The organism is Enteractinococcus helveticum (assembly GCF_001657475.1).
GTDB lineage: Bacteria > Actinomycetota > Actinomycetes > Actinomycetales > Micrococcaceae > Yaniella > Yaniella helvetica.
On sequence record NZ_LXEY01000111.1, the window covers coordinates 1 to 17,758 of the forward strand.

Below are 17,758 nucleotides of genomic sequence, written 5' to 3' on the forward strand. Positions count from 1 at the left end.
AATTCACCGGCCGCATCGGCGACCACGAAATCACCTTCCCGCCAGACATCACCCCCGGCGCAGCCCACATCCTGGACCGACTCAAGCTCACAACCTAAAACGGGTCACTAAACTTGTGCAAGTCAGGTGAAGACCAACGGAGCCAGGTCGCGGCAGAATTCGCTGGTAAATATGCCGACATTAGTGACAGCGTTGACACAGCAGATTCCATCAATATGGGAGACCTGCTGGACCAGATGCGTTCTGCAGCTGAAGCCGGTGAGACCGATGAGGTCACCGGTTTTAACTTCCATGAGCTGCAGCAAGAGGGCAGCTACATGCAGCTCGATATGGAAACTGAAGACACCGGCTGGTTTTACCACATCGACGGTGAAGGCGAGCACGCCATTATGAACGGCGAAGCGACGCAGACTCTCGGTATGACTTCAGACCATGATGCACCACGGCTCGTGCGCATCACTAATGGTGACACCCGCATGGAATTCACTTGGGACGACGAGGTGGAGATCCCACAGCGGCCAAGCGATGATCAGGTGGTCACTGAAGCAGATTTCATGGGGATGACCCCAGGGCAGTAAGCCTGGTTGATCCTTGACGACGGGTGTGGCACTACAAAAAGTGCTGCACCCGTCGTCATTGGTACGACAATACTGGCCAAGTGCGGTGCTAGACCTTGCACTGGCCTGGGCGACACGCAACAATGGACCGATGGATCCAAGCCGCCGGCACCGAGGATAACGTTGCGCACATGAGCCCCGAACAAATTCTGCTTCTGCTCTTGGACCTGCTGGGCACCTTTGCTTTCGCACTCAACGGGGCCCTAACAGCCGTCCGGCACGTGCGCATCGACATCATCGGTGTGCTCACCCTGGGCATGATCACCGCGTTGGGTGGCGGTATTCTTCGCGACATCATGATCGATGATCTCCCACCGGCCACTTTCCAAGACTGGCGATATCTGGCCGTGGCAGCCTTCGGCGCGTTCATCGTCTTTATCTTCGCCAAACACTTAGGCCGCATGACTGTGCCGATCGAAGTCCTCGACGCCGTGGGCCTGAGCGTTTTTGCGGTAACCGGTGCTAGTAAAGCATTGGAATTTGGGCTCGGCCCAGTGCAAGCGGTGATCCTGGGAACCCTCACCGGAGTGGGCGGCGGCACGATTCGTGATGCGCTCGTGGGCCGTATCCCATCGGTGATGAGCGAAGGACTCTACGCGATTCCTGCCATGGTCGGGGCTGGCCTCACGGTGGCGGCCATGATGACCGACCTCTACGGAATAGCCGCAGCTGTGATTGCTGCCAGTACATGCTGGCTGATCCGCATCATCGGGATTCGATTCAAGCTCAATGCACCTCAGCCACTTGGAACTTTTCGGCGCGTGGGAACCCAAGACTAGCTCGAAGCCGGCTTCGAACTGCGGCTTCGAACTGCGGCATTGAACGCAGCATGGTGGATACTAAGCCAACTGAGTCTCAATTGTTTTCAAATAACAAACGCGGTGAATCGATCTTTTATCTTCACGATTTCTTGAGACGCCTGTCTTAGACTCACACCCCGCATCTCCTTCAAACTTGACTACAGTGAGGTCATCGTCACTACACAGCGAAGAGAGACAGGGACTTGAATAGATGGTTATCGCTAGAACCTCTGCCGATACTGAGCACATAGATGAGAACGCTACAAAGCGTGTAGTGGAGAAACTTCTCATTAAGAATTTTCGTAAGTTCCGAGAATTTGAAATGTCTTTTGAATCCGGTCTCAACGTAATTGTCGGAGCAAATGATCAAGGCAAATCCACGATCATGGAAGCTGTTAATCTTGCACTAACGGGACGTTGGCAGGGTCGCCTCTTCTCCGGTGAACTCAATCCGCATTTTATCAACGCAGAAGCTACACAAGAGTACTTGGCTTTTCTTAAAAAATCGCCCGGTGAGTTTATTAGTCCTCCAGAGGTTCTCATCGAGCTTTACCTAAGTGAGTCGAACGAGACCAACTATTTAAGCGGCAACAACAACTCTGAAGAGCGTTGGTGCCCTGGATTTCGAGTACGGGCGGCGCTAGATGACGACTTACGGAATGAGTACATAGAACATATCAAGCATCCATCAGGCTTGACTAGGGTTCCCACGGAATTTTATAAGGTCGATTGGAATAGCTTTAATAGCAAACCGGTGAATCCGCGTGCAGTGCCTATTAGGTCTGCAATAATCGATTCGTCCCGAATCAGGCTTCAATCTGGAACTGACTACTATCTCAAACAGATCGTAGAGGAGACCCTAACCCTGTCACAACGCTCGCAATTATCTGCTGCTTATCGTCGGGCGCAGGAACAGTTCTCGACGGAGGCTTCTATTGAAACAATCAACGAAACGCTCGACATGCGAAAAGGAAGCATCACGCGCAAAAGTTTCACTTTAGACGTCGATGTTTCAAAGAACAATACTTGGGGTAGCGCTTTGACCCCGCACCTAGACAAAGTCCCTTTTACAATGCTCGGGAGTGGAGAACAGAGCAAACTGAAGATTATGCTCGCTCTGGCCCGACGGGCAGATGATGTGAGAGTGGTGCTGATCGAAGAACCGGAGAATCATCTGGCTTTTGGCGAATTGAATAAATTAGTTCATCATATTCGCCAGAACAGCGAAGAACATCAGCTGATTATCGCCACCCACAGTTCCTACGTTTTAAACAAGCTTGGCTTGTCTAACCTGCTCCTATTAGGAAACACAACCGCATATAGTCTCGAGAGCCTGAGCAAAGAAACCTCTAAGTATTTTTCAAAGCTCTCGGGGTATGACACGCTGCGACTAGTACTTGCAAAGAGGGTGGCTCTTGTAGAGGGACCCTCTGATGAGTTGGTAATACAGAAAGCGTACAAGGATGCTCATGGACGCATGCCCATCGATGATGGCGTTGACGTAATTAACGTCAGGGGTCTATCTGCTCCTCGATTTCTAGAGCTTGCAGAACCGCTAGAACGCGAATGTGTAGTTATTACAGATAACGATGGTGATTATGAGTCTGCCAAGGAACGTTACGAAGAGTTCTTAGACCAAAGCTTCGTTACTATTTGCATCGGTGAAAATAACGCACTTAAAACACTTGAGCCGCAATTAGTCGATGCGAATGGTTATGAGAAGCTCAACAGAATGCTAGGAAAAGACTTTGGAACGGACGAAGAAGTCCAAGACTGGATGGAGAATAGCAAGAATAAGACTGAAGCGGCCCTAAGGCTACTTGAATCTTCAGAGAAATTATTACTTCCACCATATTTGCAGAAAGCTGTCGATGCCTTAGGGAAGGGGAATAACAGATGAATGAAGCGGTAGTCGCAGCAGCTGGTTCTGGGAAGACCGACATGCTCGTAAATAGAGCGAGGATGCGCCCCGAATCAAACATTCTTATTCTCACTTATACGAATGAAAATCTTGGGCAAATTGACGAACGATTGTGGGGTCTTCCTGGAGGATATCCCGACAACGTCACTACTATGACGCTATACAGTTTCCTTCTCAGTGAATGTGTGCGGCCACTTCAAGTTGTCAAAACAGGAACTCCTAACTTCATTCGTTCTATCCAGACCGAACGTAGACCTGACCATGCTAGGTATAAAGGAGTAGCCGACTTTCACGGATATTTCTTAGACAATTCTCGTGATGTTTACAGTGATTATCTATCCCAAGCGGCTGCTGAGATCAATAAGGCTTCCGAGGGTGACGTCATTCGCCGGATAGCTCTGATATGGGATGAAATATACATAGATGAGGCTCAAGATTTGAACGGTTATGATCTTGAGTTACTTGATCTCTTGTTAAAGTGTCCCGAGTTGGAGCTTCTACTAGTATGCGACCCGAGACAGGCCGTTTATACGGCTAACGCTCAGTCAAAGCATAAGAAATATAGAGGTTCTGGCTTCGTTACCTGGATAGATGAGAGACCGTATATAGAGAAAAGTAATAAGACGAGCTGTCACCGATCTGTACAAGAGATTTGCGATGTAGCTGACAGTTTATATCCGGACCTACCTGCGACACAATCCCGAAAGTCGCCGGGGTCTCGAACTCATGTCGGGGTTTATTTGGTGCATGAGAATGATATAGATGCCTACAGGAACAGATACTTACCACAAGATCTGCGGTGGAACCGAAGTAACAAGAAAGCTGGTCCCAAGGCAAAGAATATGCGGAAGGTCAAGGGACTGAGTTTTGACGACGTGCTCCTACATCCAACTCTTCCCATGAGTAACTTCTTAGAAAAGGGAACGAAGCTGGAAGAAACGTCTCTTGCAGCCCTGTATGTAGCGATCACCCGCGCAAGATTCAGTGTAGGGATCGTGACTAAGAAACGTTCTTCCAATACTGCGTTTCCTTTTTGGGTACCAGAGGATAAGGCAGTTCAAAGTACTAAATCTGTTGGGGTTCTATTCTGACTTACGATATTTTTACAGTGATCTCGGAGAACTAATAAAAAGTCTGACTACACGAACTCAAGAGAAGATATGGACTCCTCGGCACCCGCTGGTTGAACGAGATACCGAGGAGGGTACTTTGAAACTCTGAACTTAGCTCCGTTAGACGCTGGCCAAGATGTCCTGAACGTTGCGGAAGTCGTGGTTCTGTTCCAACTGGAGTTCCTCAAGCATCGCTTCGAAGACCCCGCGGTGGGTGATCTTACCGTCGTGTGCGTTCAGTCCAGAGGCCAGGCCTTCATCAGCGGCGAGGGCTTTTGTCCATCCCTGGGCGGCAATACGCTGGATGTACGGCAGCGTTGCGTTGGTCAGGGCCGCCGTCGAGGTCTGTGGGACGCCACCGGGCATGTTGGATACGCAGTAGTAAATCTTGTCGCCGACTTTATAGGTGGGGTCTTGGTGCGTCGTTGGACGCGAGTTTTCAAAACAGCCACCCTGGTCAATGGCGATATCAACCAGTACGGAGCCGGGGCGCATGCGTTCGACCATTTCGGCGGTGACCAGTTTGGGCGCGGCCGCACCCGGGATGAGCACGGAACCGATGACCAAGTCTGCATCGGCCACGGCCTCGGCAATATTCATCGCATTCGAGGCGATGGTGTCCAGGCGGTTGCCGTGGACTTGTTCCAGTTCGGCAAGGCGCTCCAGATTCAGGTCAATGACTTTGACGTTGGCGCCCATGCCTGCCGCAATGACACCGGCGGCTTCGCCGGCGACACCGCCACCAATGACGACGACGTTGGCGCGACGCGTACCCGGCACGCCACCCATGAGCACGCCCGAACCACCCTGGGATTGGGTCAGGTGATAAGCACCAGCAACCGGTGCGAGTCGACCGGCGACCTGGCTCATCGGGGCTAACAGTGGCAACGTCCGACCGCGGGTAACCGTCTCGTAGGCCAACGCGGTGACTTTTGAATCAAGCACGGCTTTCGTGCACTCGGCCGAGGCGGCCAGGTGCAGGTAGGCAAAGATGAGTTGACCTTCGCGCATGCGGGTCAGTTCCTCGCCCACGGGCTCTTTGACCTTCAGAATCATCTCGGCGCGTTCCCACACTTGCGCGGCGTCGTCGACCAGTTCTGCACCGGCAGCACGGTAATCGTCATCGCTAATACCAGACCCAACCCCGGCCCCGGCCTGGACCACCAGCGTGTGGCCGGCTTTGACCAGCTCGTGCACCCCACCGTGGGTCAGGGCAACGCGGTTTTCGTTATTCATGATTTCTTTAGGAACGCCAATCAACATGAATCCCAGCTTACTCCTTCTCAATAGGGTTGTTATATGTCGGGTCAACGATTTCGTTGAGAAAACTAGCTAGCGACGTCGGATGATACGCAGCAGGATCGCTCGGATCATTGCGATAAACGTTAATGCCCAAGCGGCAACTGCTATCCACAGCCACGCGGTGCCGACGGTCTCAACGATGGGTAATTCGTTGACTCGCCCAAGATATATCCCGGCCACGGAGTACATACCCAGCGGGAAGACGATGCTCCACAGGCTGGGTTCATATCTCAGCGGCACCCGGTGAATGAGGTGCCGCCAGATGCCGACGCCGAACAGCGCGGGGATCAACCAGGTGGCGAAACACCACAACAGCACGGCCATGCCTGCGACTAGGCCGCGGGTGGCATCCACCATGGGTGCCGAGGCCATTTCGGCGATGCGTGCGGCGGCCACTACGGTGATGGCCAGTGCTCCCATGGAGATCCAGTAGGGTGGATTGAATTCGCGCGGGTCGAGCGGGAAAGTCATCAGACGGAGGGCTACGAACATGGCCACCGCGACGTAGAGGATCAGGCCCAGTGACCATGCAAACACGGCGGTGATGGCGAGTATTTCTCGCGCAGCGGTCAGGATGGGTTCCAGCGTAGCGGACAACATGGCAACTGATTGAGCCCCGACAACCCAGATAAACCACAGCCCGTTGGCGCCTTTGATAATCGGTCGTTCAGCACGCCCTAATACCGCCACCACGGGGACGATATAGCCCAGGAACAGCCAGCTGACGGCGGCCACAATGAGCAGCATTGCAGCAGGAGTCCACCAGCCTGCCATGGCCAGGCGCGACCCGATCACCCCGCTGCCGGCAACGAAGGTGAAGAAACCGAAAGACTGGGCGATATCAGACAGGTCAGACATCACGGCAGAACGATAGGCAATGATTCGCCAGATGTTCAGCGCGACGAGCACCAGGTAGGCCACAACAGCGATGGCCAGCAAAACTTCAGAAGCTACCGCATAGCCACAAAGGTGCAGCGCAACTGAGACAATGCCGGTGCCCATGACCAACGCGAAGTAACCGGGCGTGAGATCGACCGGACTCCACCATTTGGCGGCCTCCGGGACAGTTGAAGCTTCAGAGCGAACGGTATGCACGATGATTCCTTGCTTGCGAATGACACTGATTTCACCATAAACCCTCACCTGCCAAGTTATGAGGGTGAGGGTCAGGTGGCGCAATGAACCTTAGGTGCGCCAGTAGTTATTCGCTGCGGCAATCGTGGCAAATTCAATGGCGACGACGTGCGCCGCCATGGTTAGGGAATCCGCATTAGTTGCGTACCCGGGACGCAGCACGTGTCGGGTGTCAGCATCCGGTTGAATCGCACCGATGGTTTTGCGTGCAATCGCGATGGCCAATTCGCGACCTTCTTCAGGGGTTTCAGTCAGCAGTGAGTTTCCGGGAACCAGTGTCATCGTGACCTCCAAGGGATGAAAACCACCCTGGTGGGTGGTCTCTCCACCATAAGACTCGGCACGAAGAATGTGAATGAGGAAAGCTAGTGTTCGCGCTTCTCTCGATAAAAGCGGCTAACGGGGCTAGTTTGGACCTACAATCTCGCAGTCGAACCCACCGACTGCCCCAAGTAACGTGAATCCATTTGCAGAAGCATAAGAGCTTTCACCGGCCCATCGCGTGTTAGCCAATTTTGGTACTACGGTGAAGTCCACGCCAAAATCCAAGACACCTGTGAGTAACGTCTGACGATACGTGTATTGATTTCCCCGGACTTCTATCGGGCCTCCTGATCCGGAGAGTAATCCTGAACCTTCCCACGACACTTCGTAGGTTACGTCTTCTCCAACGAGTTCGGCTGGGGTATCCCAACGCAAATCGACCCGTGTCGTTAATAGAGTATTTGAAGCATCACATTGGAAGTTTCGTAGCGGTCCAATGTTGGCAGCTTGGAATGTGCCGCTCGCATGATGACCTTGGTTCCATTCTGCATCTGTCGATTGCGGGGGAAGAGTTAGGGCAGACACGATAATGAACAACACAACGAGTATCCAGGCCACGCTGTGGCGTCGGTTTCGATATGTCGTATTCATGGTTGTTCCTTCGTGGATTTGCGTTGCTTCCGACGTTGACGCGTTATAACCGTAATGAATACGCCGGCGAGGGTGATCATTGCGCCTAGCAGCGCCCAGCTCCCTACTGTGACACCGGTACCGGCCAACCGCAGCGTCGAGTCATCGTCTGGGACTGGATCGTGGTCGGCCTTGTCCAGACCCGGCGTTACACTGAGTTCTTCATCGTGGCCTGTTGCCGATACTTGGAATATCGCGGTGGAGTCTTGGAGCCCATCAGGCGCGTTTTGAGCGAGCGTCGCTGTGAGTAGAACCCTGCGAGTTTCGTCGGAGGGCATGGTCGCTAGATCAACTGAAGTCTCCCTGTCAGTCAGAGGAGCCGTGTCGATGATGCGGGATTTCTTTCCGTTAGCACACGAAGTCGTAATTTTCGGGTGTGGGCTGCAGACCACCACCTCGATTATGAGCCCATGAGGATCAGATGCAAGATGCCCAGCAGCGCTGAGCGTGAGCTCAACAGGCCCCGGTTCTGGCGCGTCGGCCCACACGTCTACCGCCCAGGTGGCCGAATCACCCGGTGCCATGTTCGTCATCTGCTCGATATCTCCGGTTGAGCGTAACCGCAGATGGTCGCCATAAACTTCGGTGGTGGTTGGTTGGTCTGCGCTCACCAGCGGTGCAATGAGGACGAACAGGGATGGGATAGCGAGGGTTTGAGCTCGATGTTTGCCGCGCTGTCGCCGCTGTATGGTTGGGTCTTCGTCGGCGCGGGGCCAGAAAGCCCATATGACCAGTACAGTAGCGCCAAGGGTCAAACCACCTAATACGTACGGGTTTTGGAACGACTGAATGATCGGGGCGATTCCTGGGATGCTGAAAAATGCTCGCCGCACGGTATCGGTCGTATAGGGCTCTGGATCATCAACGTCATTGGCATCGCCGCGCATCACAAATGTGACCTCGCCGGTGGCGTCATCGACGTTTTGAATTTCTGTGACCCGGTGGGTGACCGGCAGCAGGTCCGCACCGCGATCAACCGTGACGACATCACCCTGAGACATTTCTACGGCTGGGATTTCGCGGACCAGTGCGATCGCGCCGGTCTCTATGGTGGGTTCCATGGAGCCGGTGCGAAACATCATGATCGACACATTGAGCCATATTCCGACGATGACCAGGATAATGCAGATTGAACCGGCCGCAGCTAACAACCACAGCACAACATTGCCAAGTTTCGCGGCCAATGACCTAGTCGGGGACAATGGATTCCGCATAGAACGTCCAGGTGTGCTCGGCCGCAGTATTTTGCGCCTCATTGGGAGCTTCAGGGTCAAGCCGCATCTCGAAACAATACGCGACCACATCGGCCTGACTAGCCGCCACAACGTGGGTGGTTCCCGCAGCGGCCGTTTGGGCTAGACGAGCGTAGGAGTTTTGGCCGCCAAAGATAAAACCTGAGCTCGAGTCGAGTGTTGCGGGACAAGCGAAATCTGCTGCTTCCGTTGCGGCGAGGTTTGTGCCGGTCGCGCGATACTGGAGGTGAGGTGCCAGCCCACCGGTGGCACCTTGCCCGGTAACGGTCAGCTCGCCGTCCACGGTGGTGTCTGGACTCGTCCTGAGCAACACGAGCGCGGTTTCACTTTCACCGGGAAACCACCCCTCTGCCGTGAACTGCATAGTATTGGTGCTCTGCCAGGTGCCATCGACGTTGGCTTCGATTGCAAATGCTCCAGCCTCAAACTGTGCGGTCGAATACGTTTCATCGGTCCAGGCTGCAATAGTTGCGGTCGCGCCGACCCCCAGTACGAGCCCGCCAGCTGCCAGCGCCAAAATTTTTCGACGGCGATGCATAGCAGACGTGCGTCGATGGTGGTGCAACGCACGCCTGCTGTGGGGTGGCTCAATGCTGGAGTCGTTGTCCGACATCGTCACACTTATTCGACGGATTCGCCGAGGAAGCCCCAGCTTGCGGTGATTTCTTGGCCTTCTACCAGACCGTCACCGGCCGTTACCTGGAAACACAAGGTGACTGGCGCGCCGGTCGCACCCTCTGCTCCCGCGGTCAAGTCGAATACGGTAGCGCCCTCGGTCGTGCCAATAGCGGTGCCAGCAGGAACAACGGCGGTACCGGTAGCCTCTGCGGTACAGGCTGCGACGTCATCCACTGTGACGATGCCATAGGTTAGGTCTGCGTCGACGGGAGTAGCGGTGGCTTCTTCGAGTGACACGTTTGCGTCATAGGTGGTGTCAGCATCCAATTGCAATACAAAAGGTGCGGCCACGGTAGCTCCGGGGGCAAGGTTAAGGTTATCGCCACCGGTCAGCTCGAAGTCTAGAGCAGCGGCTCCGTCTTGGGATTCATTATCGGCGAAGGTTGCGCCGTCGTTACTGGATTGAATGTTGAAGGAACCGGCCCCGAAGATGCCGGTCGCCCATTCCTGATCGGTCCAGGTTGCTAATGTGACGGCGGCACCAACACCCAGGACCAATCCGCCCGCAAGTAATGCGCGAACTTTGCGAGACGTTTGTTTTTTCGGTTCGGTAACGGTCTGGGACATGGTGTCTCCTCTGGACGGTGTGGGATGCCCATGTCGCGGACAACGACACGGTGGATGCCAGCAAGCCGTGCTGACATCCACCGAAAACGCTACCTGATACTTGACGCTTCTAGTAAGTAGTGGTTTTCGCTTCTCTTTAGTTCTGTGGCGTTCTGACCTGGGTTATTGCTGAGACGGTGTACCGGGCCTCAGGGTCACATCACCAGCAGCCAGGTCGACGGTGATCCGGTTGGTCGCATCCGGCGCGGTGCGTAGATTGTTGTTCAAACTTCCTGCGGAAGCATCGGAAACCACGGCGTATTCGGCGTCTGGCAACTCGAGGATCAGCTGGCCGGCGCTGACGTCAATGTCAGTTGTGGTCGGGGCTGTTCCGGTGAGTTCGGAATCGATTCGTCCGGCGGCAATTTCAAAGGATGCAGCCTCAACATCAGCGAGCTGCAGGTTCGCATTACCGGCGCTGACCTCGGTCTGCAGGGTACGGGCCGTGCCATCAACGTTGATTTCTCCGGCGTTGAGCTCGACGGCTAGATCATTGAAACTCCCATTGACATTGAGCTGTCCGGCGTTGAGATCCAATTCGGCATTCAGGCTGCCGTCGTTGAGCTCTTGGGGAAGGGTCACGGTGACTTCGGTGCCGTCACAGTTGAACCAGCACCAGGACCACCAGGCTTCGGGAGCGTTGATTGCCAAGACATCACCGCGGCGAACTAATTCCCAACGGTCGGCGTGCTGGCCGGTGGCGTCCAAGGTGGCCTGATCGACGTCGTCGAAGGCAATATTCACCCTGCCGGCATTGGAATTCAGATCTAGTTGGGTCACCCCGCTGGTGTTCGCGGTGTGACTGGCGGTGCCTTGAGACGACAAGCCGATGATCGAGGCCAACAGGGTTGTCACCAGGATGCCCACCAGAGCGACGGCACCGACGACGGCGATGATGATCATGATGGGTTTGGTTGCCCCAGAGCGACGCGGTTCCGGGCTGGGTGGGGCTGGTGGTTCGGGTTGAGGGTATGGGGTGTAAGTGCTCATGACTAGTCCTGTCGTGGCTGCGGGCTGGCAGCCTGATTTTCGATGTGTGCCAGGGCGGCCAGAACGCGGCGGTTGCCGGTGCCGTCGGCTTCAAGTTCAAGTTTCTGGAAGATCGCGGTGATGTGTTTTTCGACGCTAGCTTCCGACAAATGCAGCAGTTCGGCGATGGCCTGGTTAGATTTGCCTTCGGCCACGGCTGCTAGCACGGTGCGTTCTCGTGCGGTGAGGCGCTGCATGCGATTGTCGTGATTGGATCGGGTCAACAACTGTGCCACCACTTCCGGATCGAGGATGGTGCCGCCGGTACGGATTTGTTCAAGGGATTCCACAAAATCCGTGACATCTGCGACCCGGTCTTTGAGTAGGTAGCCCAGGGCCGGGGTGTACGCGGAGATCAGCTCGGATGCGTAACGCTCTTCGACGTACTGGGATAGTACCAGCAGCGGCAGGTCGGGATATTGCTCACGGATTCGCAGTGCCGCGCGGATGCCTTCGTCCGAGTAGGTCGGTGGCAGACGCACATCCAGGATGGCCAGATCCGGCATGTCGTGTTCTAGGGTGGTAAACAGTTCGGTGGTGTCTGGCAGGGCCGCTGCGACTTCATGGCCGGAATGTTCCAGTAGGCGCACGAGGCCTTCTCGCAGCAACACGGAATCTTCACATATTAGGATGCGCATGGCACGCTCACTTCCAATGCTGTTGGCCCACCCACGGGGCTATCTACCTGAATCGTACCGCCGGCTGCCACGACCCGGTTGGTGATGCCATCCAGGCCACCACCCGGCACCACTGCGGCGCCGCCGGTGCCGTTATCTTCCACGCGGGCCCAGATGTACGGGCGGCCGGTGTCGTCGTCGCGCATGCGCACGGTCACTCGAGCTTCGGAAGCCCGGGAGTGCTTTGCAGCGTTGGTCAGGCCCTCGGCGATCGCAAAGTAGACGGCGGCTTCGGTTGCCCGATCACAGCGGTGGGGGAGCCGGACATCCAGGTTGACGGGAATGTGCGAGCGACCAGCCACCGCCGACAGTGCGGCATCCAGACCACGATCATCGAGCACTGAGGCGTAGATGCCGCGGGTCAGTTGGCGCAGCTCGGTGATGGCTGCCTTTGTTGAGGTATGGGCCTCATCAATGAGCTCTTTGGCCTGTTCGGGGCGGTCGTCAATATGTTGTTTGGCCAAGCCCAGGGTCATACCCAGGGAGACCAGTCGCGGTTGGACGCCGTCGTGCAGATCGCGTTCGATGCGGGTGCGTTCCACTTCTGCGGCTCGCATGGCACCTTCGCGTTGCACAGCGGTGGTGCGCACACGTTCGGTCAGATCGGATTCGCGAGCGGTTGCCCCGATGATCGCGGTGGCAATGGTGCGGTGTAGGAATAACAGCCCGACGATCACCCCGGCGCACACCAGTGCTAGCAATAACAGCAGGGGAGCGTAGCCGGATTGAATTTGGATGCCAAATGCGGTGGTGACCGTGTCCGCGTCGGTAAGCGGAGTAAATGAGGCAATGATCAAGGCGATCATGGACCGGAATGCTCCGATCATGATGGCACCCATGATGGTTGCCAGTAAGAAGTTGCCCAGTGCCGCCCACATGCGTCCGTGCACGAAGTTGGCACCCAGGGATCGCAGGTATGCCCCGAAGGTGGGTTCGGTGCGCGGGCGCCATGTCAGCGGATGGGCGGGGATGTCATAGAGGCTGGCGACCCGCTCAATTTCAAGCCAGGCCAGGCCGAAGAGCACGTAGAACACACCCAGCAGGACAATGACGCCCAGGCCGAGCAGGAACAGCATGCCAATACCGACGCCGATCGCGCCGAGAAGCAGCCCAATGACTGCCCAACCGAGTGTGCCAAGTACCGCTAAATGTAACAGGGTGAGGCCCAGCCGAAGGGGCGGGCGTGACGTGGGGTGGGTCCCCGGAGGTGTTGATGTTGAAGTCATGCTTTAACAGTATGGTTCCGCCGGTCAAACCAACACCGTGGCAACCGGAGACTTTGATTATGGAAAACCCGAAGGTTTGTTAGCTCAGCCATAGTCGCTAAGGTTCTGGGTACCCTGGAACTATGACAACACCTTTGCATACAGCCAGTCAGCCAGAACCGCCCGAACTCGAATATTTTGGGCGGTTGAACATCGAAGTCGCCGCCCCGGTCGAAGTGGGACGCACGCACGCCGGGCAACGTCGGGTTATTCCCATCACCGGCGGCAGCCTGACCGGTCCCAATGTTTCGGGCGCGATTCTCAACGCCGGAGCCGATTTTCAAGTGATCCGCAGCGCCACCGAATCGGATCTGGATGCCCGCTACGTCATTGAACTTGACGATGGCGCACGCCTGTTCGTGATGAACGTGGCCTATCGGACTGGCTCGGCCGAAGACATTGCTGCCCTGGCCGAAGGCAGTGAAGTGCCCGCCGAGCGAATCTATTTCCGGTGTGCACCCCGCTTTGAGGTAGCCGATAGTGACACCTCGTCGTGGCAGTGGCTGGAATCCACCGTGGTCATTGGTTCTGGACGGCGCGAACCCGATGCCGTGCTCATCGATCTGTGGATTGTGCGTTAAATACCGTGGTGGCCGGCCCGTATTGGACCGGCCACCACAAGTGTTTGTTCTAGTTCGAGTAGGCCATCGCGTAGCCCACTTCGGCTAGGCGATATTCCGCTCCTGCATCCAGCAGCGTATCCCACAGGTACTGACCTGAGGAGCGCTCGCAGTGGACCAGGTAGCTCAGGGTGCCATCGACGTCGTCGCGAATAATATCGGTGACGACCCCGGCGACACTGCCGCGCATGGCTGAGCCATCTGGCACGATGTCATCGGACAGTTCCAGTGAGCACAACTTATTGAGCACAGCTGCTGCCTCGTCCCCGGTGATCCGGAACAGTGCGCGACCGTGGGTCAGATCCACAACCGAGGTCAACTCATTGGCGTTATCGGCCATTTGCTGTAGCTCGGTGACCATGGTCTGTTGTGCCCCTGGTTCACCGAGAACATGCCACTGACCTGGCCCAGAACCGATCACCAACGTGCCGTCTTGGCTGCGATGGGTACGACCGAAGCTGGCCTGCAGTTTATCTGCGGTTGATCCCGCAAACGCACTGCGAACCTCGATCTTGGTCATCACGGTCTGGTCTTGGATGGTCATGGGACCAGAAGCCGGTTGTGCCGAAACTTCCCAGCCGGCAAGCAAGGCCGTGGCATTGCCGACCCGCACCGGGCTGCGACCGATTGGTTCGCTGAGCTCCACGAGTGCCTCTGGTTGACTGTCATTATCCAACCGGTTGCCCTCGGGATCGACAGCGGTCAGCCCCTCCATGACTTTGGCCTGGATGGTCGTGCCGTCAGTCTGGCGGATGGTGATCATGGTGCCGGGTTTGGCCAGCGACTTGTCGACCTGGGCCAGACAGATAGAACGGTTCAGGGTCGGGGAGAACCGCGAGGAGGTGATGCGTCCGGCAATCGTCCCGTTGCCATAAATCACTTGGCTCGCTTCGCCTGGAACCACATGGGTATCGACCGGTTGGACCGCAACCAAACTGGCACCACTTTGGCTTTCTTGCTGCCAGAGCAGTTCCGGTTTGCCCACAAAGTCCTCTTTATCGAGTTTGACAGCCCAATCGAGGCCGGCACTGTAGGCCTTGGTCAGTCCGTCAGTATCCTGACCGACAATCAGGTGCCCGGATTCCAGACGCAGAATACGCTGAGCTTCGAGACCAAATGGGCCAACGCCCAGATCCTTGCCGACTTCTAACAGGGTCTCCCAGACGTGCAAACCATAGGCGGCTGGCACGTGGATTTCATAGGAGAGTTCCCCGGTGAACCCGATGCGCCACAGGATCGAGTTCTCGACTCCGGCGACCGTTCCGGTGCGCACTTCCATGTATTTGAAGGCATCAGCGGAGACATCCACATCGGTCAGCCGCGACACCAGCGTGCGTGAGTGCGGACCGGCGATGTTGATACTGGTGTAGGCGGTCGAGACCGGGGTCGCGTTGACCTGCCATTCTGGGTGGAAGGTTTGCAACCATTCTTCAATCCAGTCCCAGACCCGGCCGGCGCCACCGGTCGTGGTGGTCATCAGGTAGTGGTCTTCATCGAGTCGGGCGGTCACGCCGTCGTCCATGACCACACCATCTTCAGACACCATGGCACCGTAGCGGACCTTGCCGATGCCCAGCTTGGACCATTTATTGGTGTAGAGCAGGTTGAGTAGTTTTGGCACATCAGGTCCGCGCAGGTCGATCTTGCCCAGTGGAGACACATCGATAATGCCGACGCCGTCACGGACTCGACGCACTTCAGCCTGTGGATCGCCATAGTGTTCCGGGCGAATCCATTGGCCGGCCACCATCGGTTTGGCACCGTGCGCCTCGTGCCACGACTGGATCGAGGAGTAGCGAATCGGATCATATTTCTGACCAGCCAGTGCTCCCAGGGTCACTGGAGCATACATTGGCCGCCAGGTTGTGGTCCCGGACTCGGCGATGGTCTTACCGGTGGCTTCAGCGACGACGGCAATGAAGTTCACCAGCTCGATCTTGCCCTGTAGTGGTCCCATGGTCACGGTCGTAAACCGTTTGACCAGCTCGACCGAGTCGTAGCCTTCGGCCACTGCGGCTTGGAGATCCGATGAGGTGATGTCTTCGGAATAGTCCACAAAACCGTGGGTGGATGAGCGGAACAGCTCAGGGTGTTGCGGGACTGGCAATGGCTGGACTTCCGGCAGGTTCTGCGCCGCAGGGACTTCAGTTTGTCCTGCCACAGTTGGTGCCGAGGCGATCTTCAGGCTGCGCTGTGCCAGGGCATGCGCTGCGGCACGAGCGCCGACGGCGGCACCGTGATCGCGCAACTGCTGCACGGTGCCGTCTCCAGAAATCCCACCGGCTGCATAGACACCTTCGTCGGTGCCTCCGGGTATAAAGCGTGCGGCTTGCGGCTCGTAATAGGGCTTATCGCCCGACATATTCAGCAGCGAGGTCGGAGCAGTCCAACCCACAGCGGTCACCAGCAGATCGGCGGCAATCTTTTGGCCGGTCGACAGTTCAACGGATTGGACACGACCGCGTCCGGTTGCCCGAACCACCGTGTCACCCTGGCGAGCATCGACGACGGCGACCACTTCTACGCCAGCGTTGCGCAGATCTTCAACGGTTGCATCACCCTCGGGGTTAGCAGTCAGCACAACCGCCCGGCCACCAGGGCGCACCGAGTACAGGTGGATTAGACGACGGGCTGCCGTGGAAAGCATGACGCCGGGTAGGTCGTTGCCTTCAAAAACATATGGGCGTTCCAACAGACCAGCGGCAACCACCAGGCTGCGGGCGCGGGTCTTGATCATCCGTTCGCCCATGCCGGGTTCCGGAGACCGTTGTACAACGGCCAGCCAGTTGTCATCATAGCGTGCCGCCACCGTGGTGTTGGTGTAGACCGTGATGTTCGGGTTCGCAATGACTTGGGAACGCAGCTGACGTGCCAGCTCACCGTCGGACCAACGCAGGTGACCGCCCAGCTGGTGATCTTCTTCGACCAACATGACGGATGCGCCCGAGGCTGCAGCTGCCAGGGCTGCTTCCATTCCCGCCGGGCCACCACCGGCCACCAAGACGTCGGTGTGGGCGTAACGCTTCTCATAGGTTTCTTCCGGACGCTCTTGCGAGACTTTCCCACCGTGCACGAATCCGCGCAGTACGCGCTGGTATGCGGGGCGCAGGAAGTCGGGTTTCATGAACGTCTTGTAGTAAAACCCAGGGCCAAGGAATCGCGCGCCCAGTTGGTTCACAGCGCGAATATCGTATTTCAGCGACGGCCAGGTGTTCTGGGAGTTGACGTTCATGCCGTTTTCGATCTGACGGTGTGCACCACGCACGTTTGGTTCGTCGTCGACCTGCATAATCGTTCCCGGATCGTGCAGAGTTCCGGTCAACACGCTTCGCGGACTGTGGTACTTCATCGAACGCGAGAACATGCGCTCACCGGCGGCATACAGGGCCGAGACAATCGTGTCACCCTGATACCCAGTGTAGGTTTTGCCATTCCAGGTAAACGTGACGCGTTGGGAGCGATCAATTTCCTCGTTGGGCTGGGTCCCTAGACGCAGCGGTTGATTGTGATCAGACGGGGTCATCGAACGTCTCCTTCGGAACGGATGGCTTTATTCGCAAACGTGTCACGGTGCAGCATGAAGAATTGGCGGCAACCAGCCGAGTGGAACCACTGCTCTTTGACCACACCCCACGTGTTATTGCGGAAGTACAGGTAGTCGGCCCATTGCTCTCTTGTTGCGTTGGCAACATCGGGCCGTGGTGGTTTTTCACCGTGCTGTTTGAATTCGGTGGCATTGCGTAGCCCGCACCACGGGCAGTTGATTTGCATCATAACCTTGCTCCTTGTC

At 56.5% G+C, this 17,758-nt stretch carries 17 protein-coding genes; 5 read left to right on the top strand and 12 right to left on the bottom strand.

Features of this window, described 5'->3' with window-relative positions:
• Positions 1–113 precede the first annotated feature (113 nt).
• The 4 genes from A6F49_RS15440 (at position 114) to A6F49_RS15455 (ending at position 4,429) form a co-directional block, all read left to right on the top strand.
• Positions 114–578 carry a hypothetical protein gene (locus tag A6F49_RS15440; protein ID WP_043055482.1) on the top strand — a complete coding sequence of 155 codons (465 nt, stop codon included), beginning with the start codon at positions 114–116 and terminating at the stop codon, positions 576–578.
• Positions 579–700: 122 nt separating this feature from the next.
• Positions 701–1,396: a trimeric intracellular cation channel family protein gene (locus tag A6F49_RS15445; protein ID WP_235605036.1), complete on the top strand. Its 696-nt coding sequence runs from the start codon at positions 701–703 to the stop codon at positions 1,394–1,396.
• Between the two features lie 295 nt (positions 1,397–1,691).
• A complete protein-coding gene (locus A6F49_RS15450) occupies positions 1,692–3,317 on the top strand; it encodes an ATP-dependent nuclease (protein WP_161485835.1) in 1,626 nt (541 codons plus the stop codon).
• Positions 3,314–4,429: a UvrD-helicase domain-containing protein gene (locus tag A6F49_RS15455; protein ID WP_043055483.1), complete on the top strand. Its 1,116-nt coding sequence runs from the start codon at positions 3,314–3,316 to the stop codon at positions 4,427–4,429. The genes A6F49_RS15450 and A6F49_RS15455 overlap by 4 nt, the downstream gene beginning before the upstream one ends.
• A 141-nt stretch (positions 4,430–4,570) precedes the next feature.
• Here the strand turns inward: A6F49_RS15455 and ald are convergent, their stop codons facing one another.
• The 10 genes from ald to A6F49_RS15505 form a co-directional block, all read right to left on the bottom strand.
• Positions 4,571–5,713 carry an alanine dehydrogenase gene (gene ald, locus A6F49_RS15460; RefSeq protein ID WP_043055484.1) on the bottom strand — a complete coding sequence of 381 codons (1,143 nt, stop codon included), beginning with the start codon at positions 5,711–5,713 and terminating at the stop codon, positions 4,571–4,573.
• 69 nt (positions 5,714–5,782) lie between these two features.
• Positions 5,783–6,847: a tellurite resistance/C4-dicarboxylate transporter family protein gene (locus A6F49_RS15465; RefSeq protein ID WP_235605037.1), complete on the bottom strand. Its 1,065-nt coding sequence runs from the start codon at positions 6,845–6,847 to the stop codon at positions 5,783–5,785.
• Between the two features lie 90 nt (positions 6,848–6,937).
• On the bottom strand, positions 6,938–7,168 hold the full coding sequence (locus tag A6F49_RS15470; RefSeq protein WP_052499940.1) for a hexameric tyrosine-coordinated heme protein: 231 nt from the start codon (positions 7,166–7,168) through the stop codon (positions 6,938–6,940).
• Between the two features lie 123 nt (positions 7,169–7,291).
• The gene (locus A6F49_RS15475; RefSeq protein ID WP_043055486.1) at positions 7,292–7,801 is read right to left on the bottom strand and encodes a hypothetical protein; all 510 of its coding nucleotides are present in this window, start codon (positions 7,799–7,801) and stop codon (positions 7,292–7,294) included.
• A complete protein-coding gene (locus A6F49_RS15480; RefSeq protein ID WP_067605860.1) occupies positions 7,798–9,024 on the bottom strand; it encodes a signal peptidase I in 1,227 nt (408 codons plus the stop codon). Before A6F49_RS15480 ends, A6F49_RS15475 begins: the two co-directional genes overlap by 4 nt.
• Positions 9,025–9,028: 4 nt before the next feature.
• Positions 9,029–9,631 (bottom strand): SipW-dependent-type signal peptide-containing protein, encoded by a 603-nt coding sequence (locus A6F49_RS15485; protein ID WP_052504639.1) that lies wholly within the window; start codon positions 9,629–9,631, stop codon positions 9,029–9,031.
• Between the two features lie 83 nt (positions 9,632–9,714).
• Positions 9,715–10,338 (bottom strand): SipW-dependent-type signal peptide-containing protein, encoded by a 624-nt coding sequence (locus tag A6F49_RS15490; RefSeq protein ID WP_043055487.1) that lies wholly within the window; start codon positions 10,336–10,338, stop codon positions 9,715–9,717.
• Between the two features lie 162 nt (positions 10,339–10,500).
• A complete protein-coding gene (locus A6F49_RS15495; protein WP_052499942.1) occupies positions 10,501–11,367 on the bottom strand; it encodes a DUF4097 family beta strand repeat-containing protein in 867 nt (288 codons plus the stop codon).
• Positions 11,368–11,369: 2 nt separating this feature from the next.
• Positions 11,370–12,044 (bottom strand): LuxR C-terminal-related transcriptional regulator, encoded by a 675-nt coding sequence (locus tag A6F49_RS15500; protein WP_043055488.1) that lies wholly within the window; start codon positions 12,042–12,044, stop codon positions 11,370–11,372.
• The gene (locus A6F49_RS15505; RefSeq protein WP_043055489.1) at positions 12,032–13,309 is read right to left on the bottom strand and encodes a sensor histidine kinase; all 1,278 of its coding nucleotides are present in this window, start codon (positions 13,307–13,309) and stop codon (positions 12,032–12,034) included. Before A6F49_RS15505 ends, A6F49_RS15500 begins: the two co-directional genes overlap by 13 nt.
• Before the next feature lie 122 nt (positions 13,310–13,431).
• Between A6F49_RS15505 and A6F49_RS15510 the strand changes: the two genes are divergently transcribed.
• Positions 13,432–13,929 (top strand): DUF3237 domain-containing protein, encoded by a 498-nt coding sequence (locus tag A6F49_RS15510; protein ID WP_052499943.1) that lies wholly within the window; start codon positions 13,432–13,434, stop codon positions 13,927–13,929.
• A gap of 49 nt (positions 13,930–13,978) precedes the next feature.
• On the opposite strand, the gene A6F49_RS15515 is transcribed toward A6F49_RS15510, so the two are convergent.
• The gene (locus A6F49_RS15515) at positions 13,979–17,491 is read right to left on the bottom strand and encodes a 2Fe-2S iron-sulfur cluster-binding protein (protein ID WP_043055490.1); all 3,513 of its coding nucleotides are present in this window, start codon (positions 17,489–17,491) and stop codon (positions 13,979–13,981) included.
• Positions 17,488–17,742, bottom strand: coding sequence for a sarcosine oxidase subunit delta (locus A6F49_RS15520; protein WP_043055491.1), 255 nt, complete (start codon positions 17,740–17,742; stop codon positions 17,488–17,490). The genes A6F49_RS15515 and A6F49_RS15520 overlap by 4 nt, the downstream gene beginning before the upstream one ends.
• Positions 17,743–17,758: the final 16 nt, after the last annotated feature.

Coding starts and splice junctions, on each gene's coding strand:
- A6F49_RS15520 (WP_043055491.1), bottom strand. CDS start 17,742: ATGATGCAAATCAACTGCCCGTGGTGCGGGCTACGCAATGCCACCGAA.
- A6F49_RS15455 (WP_043055483.1), top strand. CDS start 3,314: ATGAATGAAGCGGTAGTCGCAGCAGCTGGTTCTGGGAAGACCGACATG.
- A6F49_RS15485 (WP_052504639.1), bottom strand. CDS start 9,631: ATGCATCGCCGTCGAAAAATTTTGGCGCTGGCAGCTGGCGGGCTCGTA.
- ald (WP_043055484.1), bottom strand. CDS start 5,713: ATGTTGATTGGCGTTCCTAAAGAAATCATGAATAACGAAAACCGCGTT.
- A6F49_RS15495 (WP_052499942.1), bottom strand. CDS start 11,367: ATGAGCACTTACACCCCATACCCTCAACCCGAACCACCAGCCCCACCC.
- A6F49_RS15445 (WP_235605036.1), top strand. CDS start 701: ATGGACCGATGGATCCAAGCCGCCGGCACCGAGGATAACGTTGCGCAC.
- A6F49_RS15470 (WP_052499940.1), bottom strand. CDS start 7,168: ATGACACTGGTTCCCGGAAACTCACTGCTGACTGAAACCCCTGAAGAA.
- A6F49_RS15510 (WP_052499943.1), top strand. CDS start 13,432: ATGACAACACCTTTGCATACAGCCAGTCAGCCAGAACCGCCCGAACTC.
- A6F49_RS15515 (WP_043055490.1), bottom strand. CDS start 17,491: ATGACCCCGTCTGATCACAATCAACCGCTGCGTCTAGGGACCCAGCCC.
- A6F49_RS15505 (WP_043055489.1), bottom strand. CDS start 13,309: ATGACTTCAACATCAACACCTCCGGGGACCCACCCCACGTCACGCCCG.
- A6F49_RS15475 (WP_043055486.1), bottom strand. CDS start 7,801: ATGAATACGACATATCGAAACCGACGCCACAGCGTGGCCTGGATACTC.
- A6F49_RS15490 (WP_043055487.1), bottom strand. CDS start 10,338: ATGTCCCAGACCGTTACCGAACCGAAAAAACAAACGTCTCGCAAAGTT.
- A6F49_RS15500 (WP_043055488.1), bottom strand. CDS start 12,044: ATGCGCATCCTAATATGTGAAGATTCCGTGTTGCTGCGAGAAGGCCTC.